General features: G+C 36.0%; 20 protein-coding genes. 13 read left to right on the top strand and 7 right to left on the bottom strand.

Annotated features, from left to right (window positions below; translation table 11 throughout):
• Positions 1-46 precede the first annotated feature (46 nt).
• From ACQKNC_RS08335 to ACQKNC_RS08315, 5 genes are all read left to right on the top strand, one after another.
• Positions 47-370, top strand: coding sequence for a PadR family transcriptional regulator (locus ACQKNC_RS08335; RefSeq protein WP_427424395.1), 324 nt, complete (start codon positions 47-49; stop codon positions 368-370).
• The gene (locus ACQKNC_RS08330) at positions 363-899 is read left to right on the top strand and encodes a DUF2812 domain-containing protein (RefSeq protein WP_427424394.1); all 537 of its coding nucleotides are present in this window, start codon (positions 363-365) and stop codon (positions 897-899) included. Before ACQKNC_RS08335 ends, ACQKNC_RS08330 begins: the two co-directional genes overlap by 8 nt.
• A gap of 216 nt (positions 900-1,115) precedes the next feature.
• The gene (locus ACQKNC_RS08325) at positions 1,116-1,646 is read left to right on the top strand and encodes a DUF2812 domain-containing protein (RefSeq protein WP_427424393.1); all 531 of its coding nucleotides are present in this window, start codon (positions 1,116-1,118) and stop codon (positions 1,644-1,646) included.
• 12 nt (positions 1,647-1,658) lie between these two features.
• Positions 1,659-2,564, top strand: coding sequence for an ABC transporter ATP-binding protein (locus ACQKNC_RS08320; protein ID WP_427424392.1), 906 nt, complete (start codon positions 1,659-1,661; stop codon positions 2,562-2,564).
• Positions 2,551-3,792 carry an ABC transporter permease gene (locus ACQKNC_RS08315; protein WP_427424391.1) on the top strand — a complete coding sequence of 414 codons (1,242 nt, stop codon included), beginning with the start codon at positions 2,551-2,553 and terminating at the stop codon, positions 3,790-3,792. The genes ACQKNC_RS08320 and ACQKNC_RS08315 overlap by 14 nt, the downstream gene beginning before the upstream one ends.
• A 183-nt stretch (positions 3,793-3,975) precedes the next feature.
• Here ACQKNC_RS08315 and ACQKNC_RS08310 read toward each other — a convergent pair whose 3' ends face one another.
• Positions 3,976-5,283: a serine hydrolase gene (locus ACQKNC_RS08310; RefSeq protein WP_427424390.1), complete on the bottom strand. Its 1,308-nt coding sequence runs from the start codon at positions 5,281-5,283 to the stop codon at positions 3,976-3,978.
• Positions 5,284-5,671: 388 nt separating this feature from the next.
• Between ACQKNC_RS08310 and ACQKNC_RS08305 the strand changes: the two genes are divergently transcribed.
• The 4 genes from ACQKNC_RS08305 to ACQKNC_RS08290 all read left to right on the top strand — a co-directional run bounded on the left by ACQKNC_RS08305 (position 5,672) and on the right by ACQKNC_RS08290 (position 11,177).
• A complete protein-coding gene (locus ACQKNC_RS08305; protein WP_427424389.1) occupies positions 5,672-6,841 on the top strand; it encodes a toxic anion resistance protein in 1,170 nt (389 codons plus the stop codon).
• Positions 6,842-7,014: 173 nt separating this feature from the next.
• Entirely contained in the window at positions 7,015-7,548 is a 534-nt protein-coding gene (locus ACQKNC_RS08300; RefSeq protein WP_427424388.1) for a hypothetical protein, read from the top strand.
• A gap of 133 nt (positions 7,549-7,681) precedes the next feature.
• Positions 7,682-8,587, top strand: a complete 906-nt coding sequence (rarD, locus tag ACQKNC_RS08295; protein ID WP_427424387.1) for an EamA family transporter RarD — start codon at positions 7,682-7,684, stop codon at positions 8,585-8,587.
• A gap of 685 nt (positions 8,588-9,272) precedes the next feature.
• Positions 9,273-11,177, top strand: coding sequence for an endonuclease MutS2 (locus tag ACQKNC_RS08290; RefSeq protein WP_427424386.1), 1,905 nt, complete (start codon positions 9,273-9,275; stop codon positions 11,175-11,177).
• A 41-nt stretch (positions 11,178-11,218) separates the two neighbouring features.
• On the opposite strand, the gene ACQKNC_RS08285 is transcribed toward ACQKNC_RS08290, so the two are convergent.
• A complete protein-coding gene (locus ACQKNC_RS08285; RefSeq protein WP_427424385.1) occupies positions 11,219-12,469 on the bottom strand; it encodes a helix-turn-helix domain-containing protein in 1,251 nt (416 codons plus the stop codon).
• A 138-nt stretch (positions 12,470-12,607) separates the two neighbouring features.
• Between ACQKNC_RS08285 and ACQKNC_RS08280 the strand changes: the two genes are divergently transcribed.
• Positions 12,608-13,894 carry an MFS transporter gene (locus ACQKNC_RS08280; RefSeq protein ID WP_427424384.1) on the top strand — a complete coding sequence of 429 codons (1,287 nt, stop codon included), beginning with the start codon at positions 12,608-12,610 and terminating at the stop codon, positions 13,892-13,894.
• A 241-nt stretch (positions 13,895-14,135) separates the two neighbouring features.
• Here the strand turns inward: ACQKNC_RS08280 and ACQKNC_RS08275 are convergent, their stop codons facing one another.
• The 4 genes from ACQKNC_RS08275 to ACQKNC_RS08260 form a co-directional block, all read right to left on the bottom strand.
• On the bottom strand, positions 14,136-14,852 hold the full coding sequence (locus tag ACQKNC_RS08275; protein WP_427424383.1) for a LutC/YkgG family protein: 717 nt from the start codon (positions 14,850-14,852) through the stop codon (positions 14,136-14,138).
• Positions 14,852-16,279 carry a LutB/LldF family L-lactate oxidation iron-sulfur protein gene (locus tag ACQKNC_RS08270; RefSeq protein ID WP_427424382.1) on the bottom strand — a complete coding sequence of 476 codons (1,428 nt, stop codon included), beginning with the start codon at positions 16,277-16,279 and terminating at the stop codon, positions 14,852-14,854. Before ACQKNC_RS08270 ends, ACQKNC_RS08275 begins: the two co-directional genes overlap by 1 nt.
• A gap of 15 nt (positions 16,280-16,294) precedes the next feature.
• The gene (locus tag ACQKNC_RS08265; RefSeq protein WP_427424381.1) at positions 16,295-17,011 is read right to left on the bottom strand and encodes a (Fe-S)-binding protein; all 717 of its coding nucleotides are present in this window, start codon (positions 17,009-17,011) and stop codon (positions 16,295-16,297) included.
• 153 nt (positions 17,012-17,164) lie between these two features.
• Positions 17,165-17,893 (bottom strand): FadR/GntR family transcriptional regulator, encoded by a 729-nt coding sequence (locus ACQKNC_RS08260; protein ID WP_427424380.1) that lies wholly within the window; start codon positions 17,891-17,893, stop codon positions 17,165-17,167.
• Positions 17,894-18,307: 414 nt separating this feature from the next.
• On the opposite strand from ACQKNC_RS08260, the gene ACQKNC_RS08255 reads away from it, so the two are divergent.
• From ACQKNC_RS08255 to ACQKNC_RS08245, 3 genes are read left to right on the top strand one after another with little or no spacing between them, the layout of a single operon-like run.
• Entirely contained in the window at positions 18,308-19,018 is a 711-nt protein-coding gene (locus tag ACQKNC_RS08255; protein WP_427424379.1) for a cytochrome c biogenesis CcdA family protein, read from the top strand.
• A 33-nt stretch (positions 19,019-19,051) separates the two neighbouring features.
• The gene (locus tag ACQKNC_RS08250; RefSeq protein ID WP_427424378.1) at positions 19,052-19,438 is read left to right on the top strand and encodes a response regulator; all 387 of its coding nucleotides are present in this window, start codon (positions 19,052-19,054) and stop codon (positions 19,436-19,438) included.
• A 13-nt stretch (positions 19,439-19,451) separates the two neighbouring features.
• The gene (locus ACQKNC_RS08245; protein ID WP_427424377.1) at positions 19,452-19,949 is read left to right on the top strand and encodes a CcdC family protein; all 498 of its coding nucleotides are present in this window, start codon (positions 19,452-19,454) and stop codon (positions 19,947-19,949) included.
• Positions 19,950-20,054: 105 nt separating this feature from the next.
• Here ACQKNC_RS08245 and ACQKNC_RS08240 read toward each other — a convergent pair.
• Positions 20,055-20,317, bottom strand: a 263-nt coding sequence (locus ACQKNC_RS08240; protein ID WP_427424376.1) for a hypothetical protein, incomplete at its 5' end; no start/stop codon positions are given.

The following is a 20,317-nucleotide window of genomic DNA, read 5'->3' as shown; positions in this document are numbered from 1 at the left end:
ATCGTATGACGATATATTGTTAGGCGATATAAGTAGGGGGGATTGTATGACTCAAGAGCATCCGCCATTAACAGAAGGCGTTTATTATATTTTATTAGCTTTATTTGATGCAAGACATGGTTATGGCATTATGCAATTGGTAGAGGAAATGAGCAATGGTCGAGTTCGTCTTGGAGCGGGGACAATATATGGAGCAATCAAAACATTACTCGAGCGGGGATGGATTGAGGCACTAGATGGTGATGGACGAAAAAAAGAATACATCATTACAGAGAGTGGAAGAAAAGTAGTTGAATACGAAATTTTGAGATTAAGGGAACTTTTTGACAATGGCATCCGTATAACAAAGGAGGATGGAACAAATGGATAAATATAGAATAGTTGTCAACCCGTATGATATTGAGGAATGGGTCAACGATATGGCAAGCCAAGGATGGCATTTAAAAAAGTTCACTTGGATACGTTTTACATTCGAACGTGGGGAGCCAAATAGCTATATTTATCGGTATGATGAACTGGAACGATTTGGTGCTTCATATGAAGACGAATATTTAGAATTTCTTAGTTCCTCGGGAATTGAACAGGTGGATCGTTCTGGCAATTTCGTATTCTTTAGAAAGCCAGCAAGTGATGGACCTTTTGAACTTTACTCTGATAAGAAAAATAAAATTAGTAAGCTCTCCCAAAAAATTTCATTGCTACTATCGCTCATCCTACTTAATTTGGTTATAGGTTTAATAGGTCTGAGTGGGATTTTTTCAGAACAGGCAAAAGACTGGATTAAATTAACATTAAATATCGCTAATATTGTTGTGGCCGTGTTATTCTCTTTACCATTATTAAAACTTGTACGTGTGCGCCATAAATTGAAGAAGGAAATGGATGTGTTTACTGATTAATATAGGAAATGGCTACCGATCAAGGCAATTGCATATTATCTATTGTTACTTTAATTAGTAAGAGATGAACATTTGTTTCGAAATTATTTTCTGGGAAATTAGAAAAATCGGATAATAAAAAAGGGAAATGTCAAGTTATAATGACAACTATCAAGGTACATATTTAACCATGAGTTCGCATCAGTTTTATAAGATTTAGAATGGAGGTGGGACTTTATGAAAAAAAGAGTGTATCGTTTTTTTTTCGATTATGAAAAAGAAGAAGCATGGGTTAATGTTATGGCGGAACAAGGTTGGTATCTAAAGCGAACAATGTTGGGCTACTTTATTTTTGAAAAAGGGGAACCAGGACAATACAGTTATCGCAACGAACTAGTCATTGGTAAAAACCAGGATTATTATGATTTTTTAGAGTCAATGAATATTGAGTTTGTTTCAAAATTTGGATGCTGGGCATATTACCGAAAAAAGAAACCAGAAGGGCCATTTGAATTATTTTCAGATAGTTCTTCAAAAATAAAGTATTTAAGATCAATAAACCGTCTATTTATATTAGTAACATTGTTAAATCTTTTCATTGGATTTATCAATCTTTATATTGGACTTGGTGAATCAACAGAAAGATTCTTAAACACGGGAGTATCGTTCTTTAATTTTGTAGTCGTAATGATTATGTGTATGCAGATTTTGAAGGTTGAAAAACGGAAAAAGGGACTGCAACGAGAATTACATATATTTGAAGGGTAAGGAGGAAAAAAGATGACATTACAATTAGAGCGTGTCACAAAGAAATACAAAGATTTCACAGCGGTCGATAATCTTAATTTTACAATTAAAAAAGGGGAGATTTTTGGGCTGATTGGACAAAACGGAGCCGGCAAAACAACGACTTTCCGAATGATTTTAGATTTACAAGAGACGACAGCTGGAACGATTACATGGGATGGCAAACCCGTTAATGCCATCAACCGTGATGTACTTGGCTATTTACCAGAAGAACGAGGCATTTTTCCGACGATGAAGGTAGAGGATCAACTTTACTTCTTTGGCGAGTTACGTGGAATGAAAAAGTCGGAGTTAAAGAAGGACATTGACTTTTGGATTAGCCGATTTGAGCTCGAAGAAAGACGGAAAGATAAGGCTGAAACTTTGTCAAAAGGGAATCAGCAAAAAGTACAATTGATTGCTAGCTTTATTCATAAACCACAGTTCTTAATTCTAGACGAACCATTTAGTGGACTTGATCCCGTGAATAAAGATTTACTAAAGGATGCCATATTACTTTTAAAAGAACAGGGCACGACGATTTTGTTCTCTAGTCACCAAATGGATAATGTAGAGGAGCTATGCGATCATCTGTGTCTATTAAAACGTGGAGTCTCTCTATTCTCAGGTAGTCTACTAGATTTAAAGAAACAATATGGAAAAACAAGATTAGCAGTTCGAACAGAGTGGACGACAACTCAATTATTGGCACTAGAAGGTGTCAAGGATGTTCGAGAAGAGAAAGAGCAAACAGTGCTCATTCTGGAGGATGAGAGTTTTGCACAAGGCATTTTCGAACAGCTTTCAAATGGTAAATATATTGAAAAATTTAGTTTAGATTACTTATCGTTAGATGAGATCTTTAAGGATAAGGTAGGTGGCAACATTGTCGAAGTTTAATTTATTAGTGAAACAGCTTTACAAATCAAAATTAAAATCAAGATCCTTTGTTGTAATGACATGCATTTATATATTGGGGATGTCTGTTGCAGTTTTCTGGTCGGATATTAAAGAGCTTTTTACGGGTGATGATCATACACAACAAATTGCAATCGTCAATGAAACAACTGCTGATTTAAGCGGTCTCTTTGTTTCAAATGGCGATATGAAATTTATACAAAATGAGTCAAATATATCGGCGTTAGAGAAAAAGGTCAAGGACGAAAAGCTAGATGCAATCATTAAAATAACAGATCAAAATGATCAACTAAATGCTGAAATTGCCACTTTCACGCCATTGAAATTAAATGATCAAGCTGCGTTAAATTCGATACTGCAACTTGCTGGCCAAAATTATACCGTACAACAGCTATCGCTAACACCAGACCAAGCATCGCAAATTATTGGTGCAAAAACGGTTATCTCGAATAAAAACTTAAACGAAAAATCTGCTGACGGTAAAAGCGAAGAAGAAAAACAATCAGGATTATGGGTATCTTATGCAGTTGGTATATTAATCTATTTCTTTATTTCTACATTCCTATCTATGATTACTACGGAAATTGCATCTGAAAAAGGTTCACGCGCAATGGAAATGCTACTAGTAAGTGTAAAGCCAGCTACCCATTTTAAAGCAAAAATTGCTGGTGTACTATTACTCGCATTAACACAGATGGGTATGATTGCAGTTGTTTTCCTAATCTATGCAAAATTTGCGAAGAACGGCTTTATTTGGGATATGGCAGCAAGTATTGTTAAAGAATTATCGATAAGTTACGTGATATATGCGATTCTATTCCTGCTATTAACAATAATTCTTTATTTAATTGTTGGGGCATTATTCGGTTCTTTAGTGTCTAAAGTTGAAGAAGCAGGTCAAGTATTAATGCCAGCCATGATGATTACATTAATAGGTTTCTATGTTATGATCTCAGGGATTGGCAATCCAGATACAATTTTCATTAAGGTATTCTCTTATATTCCTTTTACGTCTGGAATGGTCATGCCGATGCGTATCGGGGCTACTGATATAGGAGTAATGGTGCCACTTATATCGTTAGGTATTTTAATTGCGACGATTATTGTTGCTTATTTATTCAGCATATCATTCTATAAACGTAGTGTACTAACTTATAGTTCAGGTGGCGTTATCAAGAAAATTAAAACAGTGCTAAAAGTGACAACATGATGATTAAAGTAGCTACATTCTACGAAGAAAAATAAACGTCCATTTTAAAAAATAACATATAAATGAACTACACACCGAATTGTGGGCACTTAAAAAAGTGCCCTATTCGGTTTTTTTATTGATATATAATTGAGTGCATAATTTGTAAGAAATCATGATTAATGAGGAAGGTTTGTGGATGAATTAGGATTCGGAAAGTTTTTTCTGGACTTGCAGACGGTAGTCTTTACTTCCTAGTAATTTGGATTCGAATGAATTCATATTTTTTCTGATTAGTAGTCCCTGCCAGAGGTTCAAATCATCTGTTAAAATTACCATTTCGATTTTATTGCCATTGTGATCTTCTGCATATATTGCGTCGTTAAGCACAAATGCAGTTGAACCACCTTTTGCCCCAAGGTGGACAAAACGTTCATGATTCTGCTCGTTATATTGCATCGGCCATTCTAGTAAATCTCTTACTGTAGCAGCAGCTCCCTCTGGAAGTGCGTCATTCGAAATGATTGCTAACAACTTCCCATAATCATTCGCTGATGCACCTATTAAACGATCCGACCATACTTTTTGCAGATTCATAGACATATCAAATGATATTTCCTCAGCTATAATCGTTCCAACCTTCATTTGTTCGCTTAAATCTTCCGCAATAGAACGATATGTTGCTATCGGCATCTCTCTAAGCTTTTTGATCAACTGTTTCTCACTCGTTTCGTTCTCTATGTCTTCAGAGATTAATAGTGCACTAACAATTGGATAGACCTCCTCATGCTGTGTCAGTTTTAGAGATTTTGCTCTCTCATTAATGTTAGATATGCCTAGTACATCAATGAGAAAATCTGTATTGGCATTAGAGCTGTAGGTAATCATTCCTTTTGCTACATCATGCAATGTTACTGCATTGTTTTTAATTTTACCTTCACTGCTCATTGTTTTCAGCCAATCTTCATGTGCGTTACCGTCTGTATTTTTAATGTAATAACGCTTTAAATTGTCTAACGACACAGGGCTGTCTTTAGTTATTTTACCTGCATTAATTTGCATCGCGTATTCGACGGCAATTAGCATCTTTACTGTGCTTGCTAGTGGTCTGACTATATCCGAATGATAAGTGATCAATTTCTCACCATTTTCAGCAACGTAAAGAGAAGTTGTTTGTGGGTGGGCTTTCAAATGGTTCAAAATATAATCGGGATTATCACGGAAAAAGAAATAGCTCGCAATTCCAACAACGAGAATAAACGATCCATATATTATTATTCGTTTCTTCGTATATGTTTTTTTATCGAAGACAATCATTGCAATGAAACCTGCAATCAATGCAAGTAAATAATTGACATTAAAGATGAGCACAGCAACGATGATGCCTAGTACCATCAATCCGGTTACGATTGTCCTTCTAATTTCCTCCTTTGTCCTGTTCTCTTTTTTGAGTAAAGGCAAGAGTGAAAACATCAAGATTCCTAGAAGCCCAATCCACGCCCAAATATTCATCCAGTACCTTCCTTTCTGGTAATTTCAATAAAATAGTTTAATATCTTCTCTTAAATATCCTTAAATGAGTAACAGTAAACGTTGTGGGCAAAACAAGATTTCTAATTTGTATGTATCATAATTCTACATATTTATGAGGTTATATAGTAATAAAGCCTGCTCATCAAAACTTATTGAATAAATATTCACTGAGTTTTGTAATATGTTTTGATAAACATAATTTGGTTGCTTTCTTAGTTTAAGCATGCCAATATTAGAAAGTAATGTAAAGTATTTCACAAGATCATTCGAATTTTCTATTAAAACGAGCTATAATTTACTATAATGAAACTTTTTCAGCTTGGAATCGTATGTAATAAAAGAGATAAAACGCAGGGGGTAAAACTTTATGTCTGAATTCGACAACGACCTATTAAAATCTAAGGATCCATTCGCATCGGAAAATCCATTATTACAGCCTAATCCATTATTACAGGTAGAGCAAACACAAAAACCAGTACTTGTTTCTGAGCAAGAGTTATCACAAATTGCTCAAAATCAACTTGCGTTAAAGCAAGATCCTGAGGTCCATGCGTTAGCACAAAAAATTGATGTCAAAGATCAAATTGCTATGCTAGAGCTGGGAAAAGAAACAGCGAATGGTATTTCTACTTTTTCTGATAAGATGCTGGCAACGATGAAAACAAGTAAGCTTGAGGAATCAAGTGTATTATTAAATAATTTAAATAGAATTATGGATAAATTTGATCCTCAAGATTTCGCGGAGGATAAAAAAGGTGGCTTCCTTACTAAGCTATTCAGTAAAGGCAAGGAACAATTAGAAAAGTTTCTATCTAAATATGACAGCATGAACAAGGAAGTTGATGTCATTTTCCGTGAGGTCCAAAAATACGAAGGTGAAATGAAACGTAATACCATTGATCTTGAAAACTTATATGATCAAAACTTAAACTATTTCCAAACTCTAAGTAAATTTATAGCAGCAATTGAAGTGAAAACTGATGAAGTACGTTCATCATTACCAGCACTTGAACAAAAAGCACAAACTGGTGATCAATTAGCGGCAATGGAATATGAAACGATGGTACGTGCAGTTGATTTACTAGAACAACGTCGTTATGATTTAGAAATGGCGCAACAAGTTTCATTCCAATCTGCACCACAAATTCGTTTAATGCAGCAAGGAAATAACCATCTAATTGCTAAAATTAACTCTGCGTTTGTGACGACAATTCCTATATTCAAACAAGGGCTTATTCATGCGGTGACGTTAAAACGCCAAAAGCTTATTTCAGATTCAATGAGTGAATTAGACCGTCGTACGAATGAAATGCTTGTACGAAATGCAGAAAATATTAGTAAAAATAGTGTTAATATCGCGCGTGCTGCTGGTAGCCCAAGCATTAAAATCGAAACAATTGAAACGACTTGGCAAACAATTATGTCTGGTATTCAAGAAACGAAGCAAATTCAAGCAGAAACGGCTAGAAATCGTGAAGAAGGCCGTAAACGTATTGAACGTCTACAACTTGAATATGAAAAGCTGAAAAAAATGTAATCTTAAAGCTTCTTGCATCTCTTTTCGCAAGAAGCTTTTTATATTGACAAAATAAAAATTAAGATGATAATAAGACCAGTGAAAATTATTTTTCAATGTGAAGGAAGCGGAAAAATGATATACAAAGCTATGCCATTACACGAACTAAATAGTAATGGAGTGAAGAAAAGTCGATGAATAAAATAAATCCAGTTGCATTATCGTGTGAAAAATTAAAAGATGGAACACTTGCTATTGATACGACAGAAACACTTATGGTGTTATCGCAAAATCGTTATCAAAAATTGACACATATAGAAGAGCTATACCATGCTTTGCATAAAGATTTAGATGAAAAGCATCATGTTTTGGAGCAGGAGCGAAATAATTTTAAAAAACAAAACGTACAGCTTGCGGAAGATATGCAAAAAATGAAGCAACAAAATGCGGTCTTGCAAAAAAAGTTAACGGAATATAATTGTGTCGTAAGTGAGCTGAAGGAGCTTCGCCAACAAAATACAGAGCTATTAATTGAATTAAGCAAACATACTGCTTTGTCGAGGGATTCACTATCAGCTCCGCTAAAATCTATGATTCGTGATATGCGAGAGCAAGGTGTAGGTATTAAAGAAATTCACATACGCATTAAACGTCAAATTAATCCTGATATCAGCTATAGTATGGTGCGTAAATATATTTCCGAGCTTGAATCTGAAAATATAGAGTAACGCTCACTCATGTCGAATTATTAAAATTTGACATTTACACTTTTCAATCAAAGTCCTATAATTAGTCTATTCTTTAAATGGTAATATTACAAAGAGTCGTATAGATTTTTACGGAGTAGGAGAGTTAGAGGCAATGTCAAATGAGAAAAAAGGGGTTTTGGCAGCATTTTTTGCCTATGCTTTTTGGGGTGCATTTCCGCTTTATTGGAAACTACTTGAACATGTACCGAGTATGGAAATTTTATTATCGCGCGTCATTTGGTCCTTTGTCTTTACAGTACTAGCAGTAATAGTATTTGGAATGCGCAAGGATCTTATCGCAGACTTAAAATATTTGTGGTCACACCAAAAGCATTTTTGGCAGCTTGCTGGAGCTTCATTTGTTATTTCGATGAACTGGTATTTATATATTTGGGCAGTTAACCATAACCACTTAATTGAAACGAGCTTAGGCTATTATATTAATCCTTTACTGTCAGTTATTTTAGGGGTTATTTTCTTTAAAGAAGCACTTAGTCGTGCGCAATGGGTGGCTACCGGAATTGCTTTTATTGCTGTTATTATTTTAACGATAAATTATGGATCAATCCCATGGGTAGCACTTCTTATTGCTATATCCTTCGCTATTTATGGTGTTCTGAAAAAGAAAATTAAGCTTGATGCGACAAGAGGTCTAGCCATAGAAACGTTATTTATTCTACCGTTTGCATTAGGCTATTATGTTTACCTCTTTACAACGAATCATGCCTCATTTTTACATGTTGATGTGAAAACAGACATCCTCATGATTGTAAGTGGTATCGTGACAGCAGTACCGTTAATTTTATTTGCGAAAGGTGCACAAAATATTCCACTCTATTTATTAGGCTTTATTCAATACGTATCGCCAACGATTACGTTAGTTATAGGGATCGTACTTTATAAGGAACCGTTTAGTCAAATAGAGCTTTTGGCATTTAGCATTATTTGGGCAGCCTTACTACTGTTTTCAGGCTCGAAAATCATTGAAGTGAGAAGAGCACATCATAAATCAGCTTAAAAAAGGACTTGTAGATATTTTCTACAGGTCCTTTTTGCATGGATTAACATTTTGGGGAATTGTAATAAAATCCCCTCCACCTTTCGAGCATCCAAAGAACAAACGAACATGAGAAAATCTCTAGTCTTATTGTTAGACAAAAATAAGAAACTTTACTTTTTTGTCAGCATATAGTAATATTACGTCAATCAATTAGATAACAATGATGATTACTATAAATTAATGAGAGGTGCTTTTGATGAGTGCGGTAGGTTCTAAATAGGAAAAACTTAATGAAATAAATTTAATGACGACGGGGGATTTGAGTCATAAAGTGACCCCTTATTTAGTCGTGGATTTATTTCGATACCTATGAAGATACCTACAATACTTTATAAAGCTTGTAATGCACTGACTAAACTTCATGTAGATGAAGTCTTTTTCACGATGCTTTTTACACATGCCTTGTAATGTAAAAGCTGTGGGATCCCCACAGCTTTTTTGTTTTTTTAATTGAATATAAAGGTTCCATACTAATTGTTGAAGTGTCCCTACAAAAGGAAGGACAATCGCCGTAATCTTGGTGAGATTTCACATAGTGCATCACTCCAACATTTGATGTAGAGCCAATAAAAAATCATTGCTATCTAATGAGTAGGTATCTTCATGAATGATTATGGAAAAATCATAATGAGGAGAATTTAATATGAACCATACTACTTTTGAGAAGTTACAATACAATGAATTGAAGGATATCGTTAAATCATACTGTGTCAGTGGATTAGGTAAACAATTATTAGATAAATTAACGCCGAGCCCAAATTTGACAGTTGTTAAAAATCGTTTGAATGAAACGACTGAGGCACGAGCAATTTTAGATGCAGAAGGTCATGTCCCGTTTTTAGGGGTATCGAACATTGACAATACCATTAAAAAACTTGAAAAGGGGATTATTTTAGACCCTAGTGAATTAGTTAGCATTTCAGATTTTTTACGAGGCTGTAGAAAAATTAAAAAGTTTATGCTGCAAAAGGAATTTTTTGCGCCAGTACTTGCATCCTATGCTAATTCGATGTCTGAATTTAAAAGTGTGGAAGAGGAGATTAATTTTGCGATTAAAGCCAATCGTGTTGATTCAGCCGCTAGTAGAGAATTAAAGCGTATCCGAAATCATATCGAAACAACAGAGGAAAAAATTAAAGACCGCCTAACTAAATTTTTAAATAATAGTGCCAATAAAACATATATCCAGGAATTTTTTATAAGTAAAAAGGATGATCGATACACGATTCCCATTAAGGCTACCTACAAAAATCATGTGCAAGGGACAATAGTAGAGGTTTCATCTAAAGGTGCAACGGTCTTTATGGAGCCAAGTACGGTAGCTAAATTAAATGTAGAATTGGCCACTTTGAAAGCAGAGGAAGCGGTGGAGGAATATCAGATTTTGGCGACATTATCTGGGCTTTTGATGGAAAATATCCGTGAAATCAACATCAACATGGAGTTAATTAGCCAATATGATATGGTGTTTGCCAAAGCCAAGTATAGCAAGCATATTGAAGGCGTAGAACCAAGCTTAAATGATGTTGGCTATATAAACCTCATTAATTGTAAGCATCCACTGTTAACTGGTAAGGCGGTGCCACTTCATTTTGAAATTGGTAAAGACTATCGCAACTTAATCATTACAGGACCGAATGCTGGTGGTAAAACTGTTGTCCTAAAAACTATTGGTTTGTTAACATTGGCTACAATGTCAGGTTTCCATATTGTTGCCGATAAAGGTACTGAAATAGCCGTATTTGATCATATTTTTGTAGACATTGGTGATAATCAAAGTATTGAAAATGCACTTAGTACGTTTTCATCCCATATGAAAAATCTTTCGGATATTATGAGGGCAGCCAATAATAATACGCTTTTGCTATTTGATGAAATAGGAAGCGGTACGGAACCAAATGAAGGAGCAGCACTGGCGATTGCTATTTTAGAGGAGTTCTATCATATGGGCTGTATGACAGTGGCAACTACTCATTATGGAGAAATTAAGAGTTTTTCTGAAATGCATAGTGATTTTATGAATGCAGCTATGCGTTTTAATAGTGAAACATTAGAACCGTTATATAAATTAGTTATCGGAACATCTGGAGAAAGTAATGCCCTATGGATTTCTAAGAAAATGAATATACGTGAAACAGTATTACAAAGAGCGAAGGGCTATATTGACAATAAGGATTATCATCTAGAACGAGTTCATGACAGTAAAATCAGGAAGCCTAAGTTTGAGCAAGAGAGAACAAAAGTAAAGGTTGATTTTAAAAAGGGAGATCGTGTAAAGCTGTTAGATTATGATGACGTTGGAATTGTTTATCTAGAAATGGATAATTTCTTTAATGTTGTTGTGTTCTATGAGGGAGAATTCAAAAAGGTAAATGTTAAGCGATTGTCATTAGAGCTACCGGCAATAGAATTATACCCAGAAGGATATGATTTAGAGACTTTGTTTGTAGACTATAAAGAACGCAAGCTTCAGCATGATATAGAGCGCGGTTCGAAAAAAGCTCTTCGCAAGATTCAAAAGGAAATTAGAAAAGATAAATTGAGCTAAAAGAAAAGGGATTGTACATCATTGTGCAATCCCTTTAAAATCTATTGAACCAAATCAATTTGTGCTTTAATTGAATAATAAGTTTCTTCAATTTTTTGTTTATAGGGAAGATCAATTAAATCCTGAGAATCCATATAGGCCATTTTGGCGATTTCGTAGGCAGTTGTTAACTCACCGAAATGTGCATAGCAAAGTGCTTTATAGGAAAAGCACTCATTTAAGCCTAATATGTCAATTGGATGTAAGATGAATGAGGGAACGGTTGTAAAATGTTCAAATGTTTCCTTCGCTTCTTCATATTGACCTAGTAAATATAAGGATTTTCCTTTTTCTGCATAGTAAAGGTTTTTATCGAGTATAATCGAGCCTTCATGCTTAAGCGCACCAAAACGCTCTATTTCCTCTAGTGCCTGCTGATATTCGTGCGTGTAATTGTTATAATAATGCGCTCTTAATACGAAAATAAAAGCATCTACATTCACTTGTTCGACAAAAATCCGATACTGCTCAAGCTTCTTCAGCATATGCTCTACTTGCTCAAAATCATTGTCAATCATGGCACAAAACGCCCCAATTCGATACATATCATCTATATAAAAGTAAAATTGATTTTTATGTGCATTGGTAATGGTCTCGTTAATGAGCTGTTTACCTGCTTCAATTTCGCCAATTGCTACCTGTAAAACGCAAATATAATAAGCCATTTTCCCTGCATCTCGCGAATCTAATTGATAATTTTCCTGCTCAACCTCTTCTTTCGCTTGTAAAATACAGGAATAGGCCATTTTGTATTTTCGATTTTCTGATAATATACCCAACTGTAATATATAAGTTTCAAACCAGTGACTTAGTAAATTAATTTCTTTAAACATAGTACGTGACTCTTGAAGCGGTGACTCCCATGTCGTTAATCCCGCATAATATTGTGTTGCAGCGTATATATACAGTAAACGACCTCCTTCATAACTAAGCGGAAGCTCTTCTACATAAGGCTTAATCATCTCGACGATTTGCTGAGCATTATCTGTATCACCAAGTTTTAATTCCGTAAACAAAATTTCTGCCTGCTCTAAAAGTTGACGTAGCGAAGAGGGTGTTACTTGTTCAAGTAATTCACTTGCTTTTACTCCTAAACGTTCCGCTATATATTCAAGACTTTCCATCGAAGGCTTGGCCTTATCATTTTCAATTTGACTTAACATACCTTTTGTTAGACGATCACCGGCAAGTGCCTCTAATGTTAATTTTTGTTCTTTCCTTATTTTGCGAATTCTTGCGCCTAAAGAGTTCATTGCCTCGCCTCCTTTTTTTATAATGTCCTTTGTTTAATTATATTAAACTTTTTCTTGCGTGAAAAGTGGAAGGTGTGTTATATTTTGTTTAATTTAATTAAACTTTTTAAGCGAATTGAAAATATGGAGGGATTTTAGATGAATGAAGCGGTAAAATATAAAAAGGCGACGTACCATTTATGGACATTTACAGCCAGTAAAATGATCTCGCAGTTAGGGTCTCATGTGATGGCTTTTGGAATTAGTTTGTATATTTTAGCTATGACAGGTTCGGCGATGAGCTTTGCGACCAATATGATTTGTTCCGTGTTGCCGCGTGCACTTGTAGCTCCATTAGCAGGTTATGTGGCTGATAATTTTTCGAAGAAGCGTACAATTCTACTTGCACAAGCTGGTACCATTTTGACAGTAGGGGGCTTATTGCTTTACACAGAAACGGTAGGCTTATCGGTGTATGCGGTTTATACGGCTACTGTGTTCAATACAATTTGCTCTGCTTTTTCTGGGGTAACGTTTTCATCTGCGATTGCAACGCTTGTTAATCCAGAGCGTTTACAGCGTGCCATGTCATTTAACCAATTGTCGATGTCTGTAGCTATGATCGGGGGACCAGTAATTGGGGGAATGATGTACGGCTTCTTTGAGATGGACGCATTTTTAATGGTCAATATGGTGGCTTATGCTATTGCCTTTTGCTTAGAAGCAACGATGAATTTTAACCTCTATAGTACAAGAGGAGAAGATGTGAAAAAAGAAAAAATGTGGGAAGGGCTTAAGGGTGGCTTTCATTATATAAAACAACAAAAAGTCATTAAAACGATTATGTGGGTTGCCTTATGGATTAACTTATTCTTCTCAGCAATCGCTGTTGGAGGAACGTATATTATTATTGAATTGCTCAAAGTTAAGTCCACTCATTTTGGCTTTATTGAGGCTTCGGGTGCAGCGGGCATGCTAGCGGCTTCCCTTTATTTTGCGACAAGATCAGAGGTGAAGGCACCATTACGTTTTTCAAAAATTAGCTTACTGCTATTGGCTGGTAGTGTTGGGCTAGCAGTGATTCCATTAGTAACGGATTTTTCATATGTAGCAATTGTTATCTTTTACCTTATCATTTATTTTATTTTTGCTATTTTTGAAATGGGTATTAATATGCCAATCGGGGTGTATATGCAAAAAGTTATAGCAGAAGAATACCGTGGACGTGTCTTTGGGCTGATGGAAACGATGGCTATGTCAATGATGCCAATTGGTATGATGGTTTATGGCATGTTATACGATACATTACCAGCGATTGTTATTTTGCCGGTAACAAGTGCGATTATTATTACGCTCTCACTAGTCTTGCTACGGACATCTATCTTAAAAGAAGCTCATCCAGACTTTTATGAACAAAAGATAGTAACTGAGAGTGTAACAAATTAATGTCCGTCTTTGAAGATGAAGGTGGAAACCATATTTATGAGGCTTATCAGCGATAAAAGGAGTTTTATTGGCGATTAATGAGGGTTTATCAGCGATAAAAGGAGTTTTATAAGCGGTTAGAGAGAACTTATCAGCGATAAAAGCAATTTTATCAGCGATTAACCATCCATCAACTAGATTTTATAGCAACATACAAAACCAGGCAATTCTTCAATGTTGAAGTATGCCTGGTTGGTTTATTTTACTGATCCTCAATCACAATATAAGTGGCTTTAATTGGCCCATGTACACCAACAATAAGGATCATTTCGATATCTGCCGAATTACTTGGTCCTGTTATAAAGTTGATGCAGGAGGCAATTTGCTCGCCATTTCTAACTTTTTCGCTAATCCAATGAGCAGCTTGTGTCATTCGTGGAACGATCGTACTTTTAGGGATTAAAATAATGGATTTCTCGGGTAAAAAGCTGACGGATCTCCCTTGATCTTTACTACTAAAAAGTACAGCAGTTCCTGATTCTGCTAATGTTATTTCACTAATCGTGATGCCGATGTTAGCTTTTTCAGCCTGTCGGATATTTTCCTCTGGCTGCTCGGAATCCCATTCGTACAGCTTAATATTCGATTGAGGCCATTGCTCAGTCATCAATGATGATAGCCCATAGTTTTGGAAACGTTCGTCTTTCCATGTAATAACAGATTGACCACCAAAATTTTCAACTACTTTTTGTAAATCTGCAGGAAGATTGGCTGTATTTGTAATGACAATATCCGTATTTATATTTTTACATTGCTCAGCTAAAACTGATACTAACTCATCTTTTGTCGCATCTTTTAGGATGCGGTCTTGAGGGTGATATTGCCATGTAGGTCGTGCAATTTCTGTTTTTGGCGTACGCCCAAGCTGTTTCGCAATTTTTGATAAAAATACATCTCTATTTTCAATAGTACCTACCACTATTCATCGCCTCCTCTTTGACGGTTTTTAAACCAGTCGCGGAAATTATCTTTATTTGGGGCTGGAAAATCCCTTGCTTCCGTCCATGCTTTTAATGGGCCAGGACCATTTGAAATTTTCTGATCTTTTGTAAATGGGGCCATTGCTGGTGAAGCCATTTTTGTCGCCATTTTATATAAGGAAGGGGAGGAGGCACCTAAACCAAAGGCTTTCATTAATAGCTTTTCAGAAACAGGCGCTTTACCTTCGTTTTCAACAATTACTTGGCGATGTCTATGAATAAGCTGATGTAACGGTATTTTAACAGGACAAGCATCAGTACAGGCGCCACATAATGTGGAGGCATATGGTAACTCTTTAAAATCTTTATAGCCGCCTAATAATGGTGAAAGAACGATACCTACTGGACCAGAATAGATAGAACCATAAGTATGCCCGCCAACATGTCGATAAACAGGACAAGCGTTTACACATGCTGCACAGCGAATACATTGTAAAATAGGCTGGAATTCACTGCCTAAAATTTCAGAACGTCCATTATCAACAATTACTAAATGGAATTCCTCTGGTCCATCTGTGTCACCTTCATCTTTGATGCCCGTTAATGTTGTAATATAGCTCGTTAGCTTTTGCCCAACCGCGCTTCTTGTTAATAAGCTTACTAGCACTTCCATCTCTTCAAATGTAGGAACAATTCTTTCCATACCCATTACCGTAATTTGAGTTTTGGGCAAGGCTGTAACTAAATCTGCGTTTCCTTCATTTGTAACGAGTGTAATGGAGCCGCTCTCTGCAATAGCAAAGTTACAGCCTGTAATGCCAATATCTGCTGTTAAATATTCATTCCTTAATTTTTGCCGTACATATAGAGCTAGTTCCTCAGGTTTTTCACTTTTCTCATAGCCTTGTTTATCTTTAAAAATATCACGAATCTGTTCCTTATTTTTATGCAAAGCTGGTACAACGATATGAGAGGGTGGCTCGTGATCATCTACTTGCAAAATGTATTCTCCGAGATCTGTTTCAATGACTTCACACCCGAGCTTTTCTAAAGCGGCGTTTAGATCAATTTCCTCCGTCACCATAGATTTTGATTTCACAATTTTAGCAGCATTTTTCTTTTTAGCGATACTTTGAATATAGTCTGTCGCTTCTTTCGCTGTTTGCGCAAAGTAAACATGTCCACCCCTTTTAGAGACATTTTCACTTAGCTGATATAAGTAATAATCTAAGTTCGCAAGCACATGCTTTCGAATTTCTTCTCCGTGAGAGCGCCATTCCTCCCAATGTCCGAGTTCATCAGCTTGTTGTAGCCGACGTGTTTGAAAGCGATCCTGTGCGCTTGATACAGCCCCGCGCATAATTGTATTTTCTAATTCTTCCGATAATCGATGATTAAAGCGATCATCACTTGTTTTCATGGACATTTCTTTTCCCACCTTTTAGCGACAATTTAATACTTCCGCAATATGCATGACTCTAATAGGCTTACCTTGTCGAGTAATGCGCCCACCAATATTGATTAAGCAACCAGCATCGGCACCGATTAAAATGTCTGCCCCAGTTTCTTCAACATTGTGTACTTTCTCATTGACCATTTCTCCTGAAATATTGCCCATTTTTACTGAAAATGTTCCGCCAAATCCACAGCATCGATCTTTTCCTGGGAGTTCTACATACTGTAAGCCTTTAACTTGATTTAATAATTTAAACGGTGCATCTGTAACACCGAGTAGACGTGTCATATGACAGGAAGTATGATAAGTAGCCTTGCCCTCTAAATGTGCACCTACATCCTCGACCTTTAAAACATCTACAATAAATTCTGTAAATTCATATGTTTTATCTGCCAATGCATGCGCTTTTGGCTCCCAAACAGGATCACCCTTAAACACTTCTGGATATTCCTTAAACATATAAGCGCAGGAACCAGAAGGGGAGACGACGTATTCGGCATGTTCAAATGCTGTGATCATTTTTTTCATAGCATTTTTAGATTCTTTTACATAGCCACTATTGTAGGCAGGCTGCCCACAGCAAATTTGATTTTCAGGAAAGTCTAATTCGCAGCCAAGCCTTTCAAGAACTTCAACAACAGCTTTTCCTACATCACCTTGAAACATATCAACTAAACAAGTCGCAAAAAGTGTTACTTTCATGAAAATCGCTCCTTTTTGTTCTATTATGCCTCACCTTAAAAAAAACTAGTCAACAGGTCATCTGATGACTTGGGTTGTTTATATAATACTACATCTTTTCAGTTGTTTCAAAAAAATTAAAAGCCGCCTATTATTAAAACTAGGCAGCTATTGTTATTTCATAGATTCAGTTGTTTCAAAATATTGCATTAAGACTTTTTCTACATTACTTAAATGCGAAGCCATAGCATGTTTTGCAAGTTCTTCATTTTGCTGTTTAATCGCGAGGAAAATTTGCATATGTTCATCATAAAGCTTTTCGCTTGTTGTTTTTTTAGAGTACAACCAAATTCGACGTGTTTCTTTCATCGTTTCGATCATTAAACCTGAAACCTGGTCCAATATAGTTGCCAGTAGGGGGTTTTGTGATGCTGTAGAAATGGCTGCGTGAAATTGAAAATCCATTTTTTCTCCTAGCTCTCCATCTCCTTGTACACGTTTCATCTCATCCAAAATTTGCATCATTGACTGTATGTCTTCTTCTGTTCGATGATTGGCTGCGCTAGCCGCTGCGCCTATTTCAATAATTTTACGTACTTCTAGCAAATTGGAAATATCTTGCTTATTTGTTAAAATGGCAGTTGATAAGGGAAAATCGAGCTGATTGGATTGATTACTTTTAACAAATGTACCAGAACCTTGTTTGATTTCAATAAGCCCCATTGCTTTTAAAGCAGAGAGAGCTTCTCGGATGGCAGATCTGCTGACTTGTAGTTGTTCAGCAAGTTGTTCTACTGAATCAAGACGGTCACCGGGCTTCAGTTCGCCGGATCTAATTTTTTCATAGAGGATTTCGGATACTTCCTCATATATTTTTTTTGGTTTGATTTTTCTTAATTCCAAGGAGCTACACCTCATTTATCAATTGCTCTATTGTTTTTTATTATACATGAAGAAAAGTAATTTACTCACTATATAACAGTAAATACTATATGTAAATAGAAAAGGGTATTACATGTCAGTAATAGCTCTAACTCTAGTGTCTTTTGGTTATGCTTTTAATTAAATAACTTGAAATGCAGAATAATGATGAATTTTGTTGACAGATAATACTGGAGGGGCGCATAATGCAAAAGTACATTAACAAATACACGTTGATGTAATAAGTTTTGAAAATTAAATTGTGTATGATGATATGATGGAACTTCACTTTTTCAACACCTTTTTGCCATGAAACGTTCACAAACTGGAAGGGCGCAATTTACAGTGAATTTTGGTACGATGGAGGCAGCAACTGTAAAGAGAGAGTGAGAAAAAATGGAAACAGATATTAACGTGTTTTTAGCTTTGGGCGCAGGGTTTTTAAGCTTTATTTCACCATGTACCCTTCCGCTATATCCAGCATTTTTATCATACATAACGGGTATGACATTAGATGAGCTAAAATCGGAACGAGGTATGATGCAAAAGCGAGCTATTTTGCACACCCTTTTCTTTTTACTAGGATTTTCAATTATCTTTATTATGATTGGACTAGGTGCATCTTTTGCGAAAGAGTTCTTCCTTAATTATCAAACATTATTACGTCAGATTGGTGCCATCTTAATCGTTGTATTTGGATTAATGATTGTAGGATTACTACAAATTGACTTCTTAATGAAGGATCGAAAATTCCAATTTAAAAACCGACCATCTGGTTATTTAGGTTCAGTATTAATCGGAATAGCCTTTGCGGCAGGATGGACTCCTTGTACAGGCCCAATTTTAATGTCAATTATTATGTTGGCTGGATCCAATCCAGGCGCAGGCTTTAGCTATATGTTAGCTTATTATTTAGGCTTTGCGATTCCGTTTTTCATGCTATCTTTCTTTATAGCACGTATGACTTGGATTCGTACACATAGCCAAAAAATTGTGAAAATCGGCGGTTATATAATGATTGCCGTAGGTATTTTACTATTCTTTGATGGAATGACGTATATTACACGCTTATTAGAGCCTATTTTCGGTGGATTTAAGGGCTTCTAATCTGCTAAACTAAAAGGCATACCACACTTTAACATGGAGGGAGATGAACATATGCCTACAGTTTTAGTAGTGGATGATACGCTCTTTATGCGTGTTGCAATAAGTAATATGTTTACTGAATGGGGTTATGAGGTAGTCGGCAAGGCAGCAAATGGTAAAGAAGCTGTAGCGATGTATCGTGAGTTACAACCAGATCTTGTAACAATGGATGTAACAATGCCCGTTATGACAGGTATCGCAGCCGTAAAAGAAATCATCCCTGAATTTCCAGATGCAAAAATAATTATGATTACAGCTCTAGGACAACAGAAGTTAATCGTGGAAGCAATTGAAAGTGGTGCGAAGGATTTTATTACAAAGCCTTTCGAGCCAGAAAGATTAAGAGCAGTAGTTGATCAATTACTTGGACAAAATTGTTAGAGGAGGACTTTTTATGTTTAGCAATATCCCTTCTCAATATTATGTAATAGGTTCGACCATAATGGCCATTTTTATGGGTACCTTTGTCATGGTTTTACGTATGCGAGCATCTAAGAAACCGACAAATGAGAAGAAAATTATCATTCCACCTATTGCGATGTCTTCAGGTGCGGTAATGTTTTTATTCGAACAATTTCGAGTACCACCCATGCAAATTCTTGAAGCAGCAGCAGTCGGCGTGGTGTTCTCAACAATCTTAATTGCCACTTCTAAATTTGAAGTAAAAGGTCAAGATATTTATTTAAAACGTTCAAAAGCATTCATTTTTATCCTAATCGGACTGTTAGTGTTCCGTATAATTGCGAAAATGATATTAAGTAGCTCCATTGACGTTGGTGAATTAGCAGGAATGTTTTGGATTTTAGCGTTCGCTATGTTACTCCCTTGGCGAATCGCAATGCTTATTCAATTTAAAAAAATCAAAAAATCAATTCCGCTGAAGAATATGTAATGGAAAAACTACACTAGAGATTTCATCTAGTGTAGTTTTTTTATTGAGCGACGGATAGAGACATCAAAGCGACGGAATGAAAGACAAAAACGACGGAAGGAAGAGTCAAAGTGACGGATAGAAACCAGAACGACGGAAAGAATCGCGGGAGTGACGGAAAGAGACGTCCAAGCGACGGAATGAAAGACAAAAACGACGGAAGGAAGAGTCAAAGTGACGGATAGAAATCAGAACGACGGATAGAATCGCGGGAGTGACGGAAAGAGACGTCCAAGCGACGGAATGAAAGACAAAAACGACGGAAGGAAGAGTCAAAGTGACGGATAGAAACCAGAACGACGGAAAGAATCGCGGGAGTGACGGAAAGA

The sequence above is a fragment of the Lysinibacillus sp. NPDC094177 genome (assembly GCF_050279145.1).
GTDB lineage: Bacteria > Bacillota > Bacilli > Bacillales_A > Planococcaceae > Lysinibacillus.
Note: the sequence above shows the minus strand (reverse complement) of the source record. Positions and strands in the feature narration are given on the sequence as shown.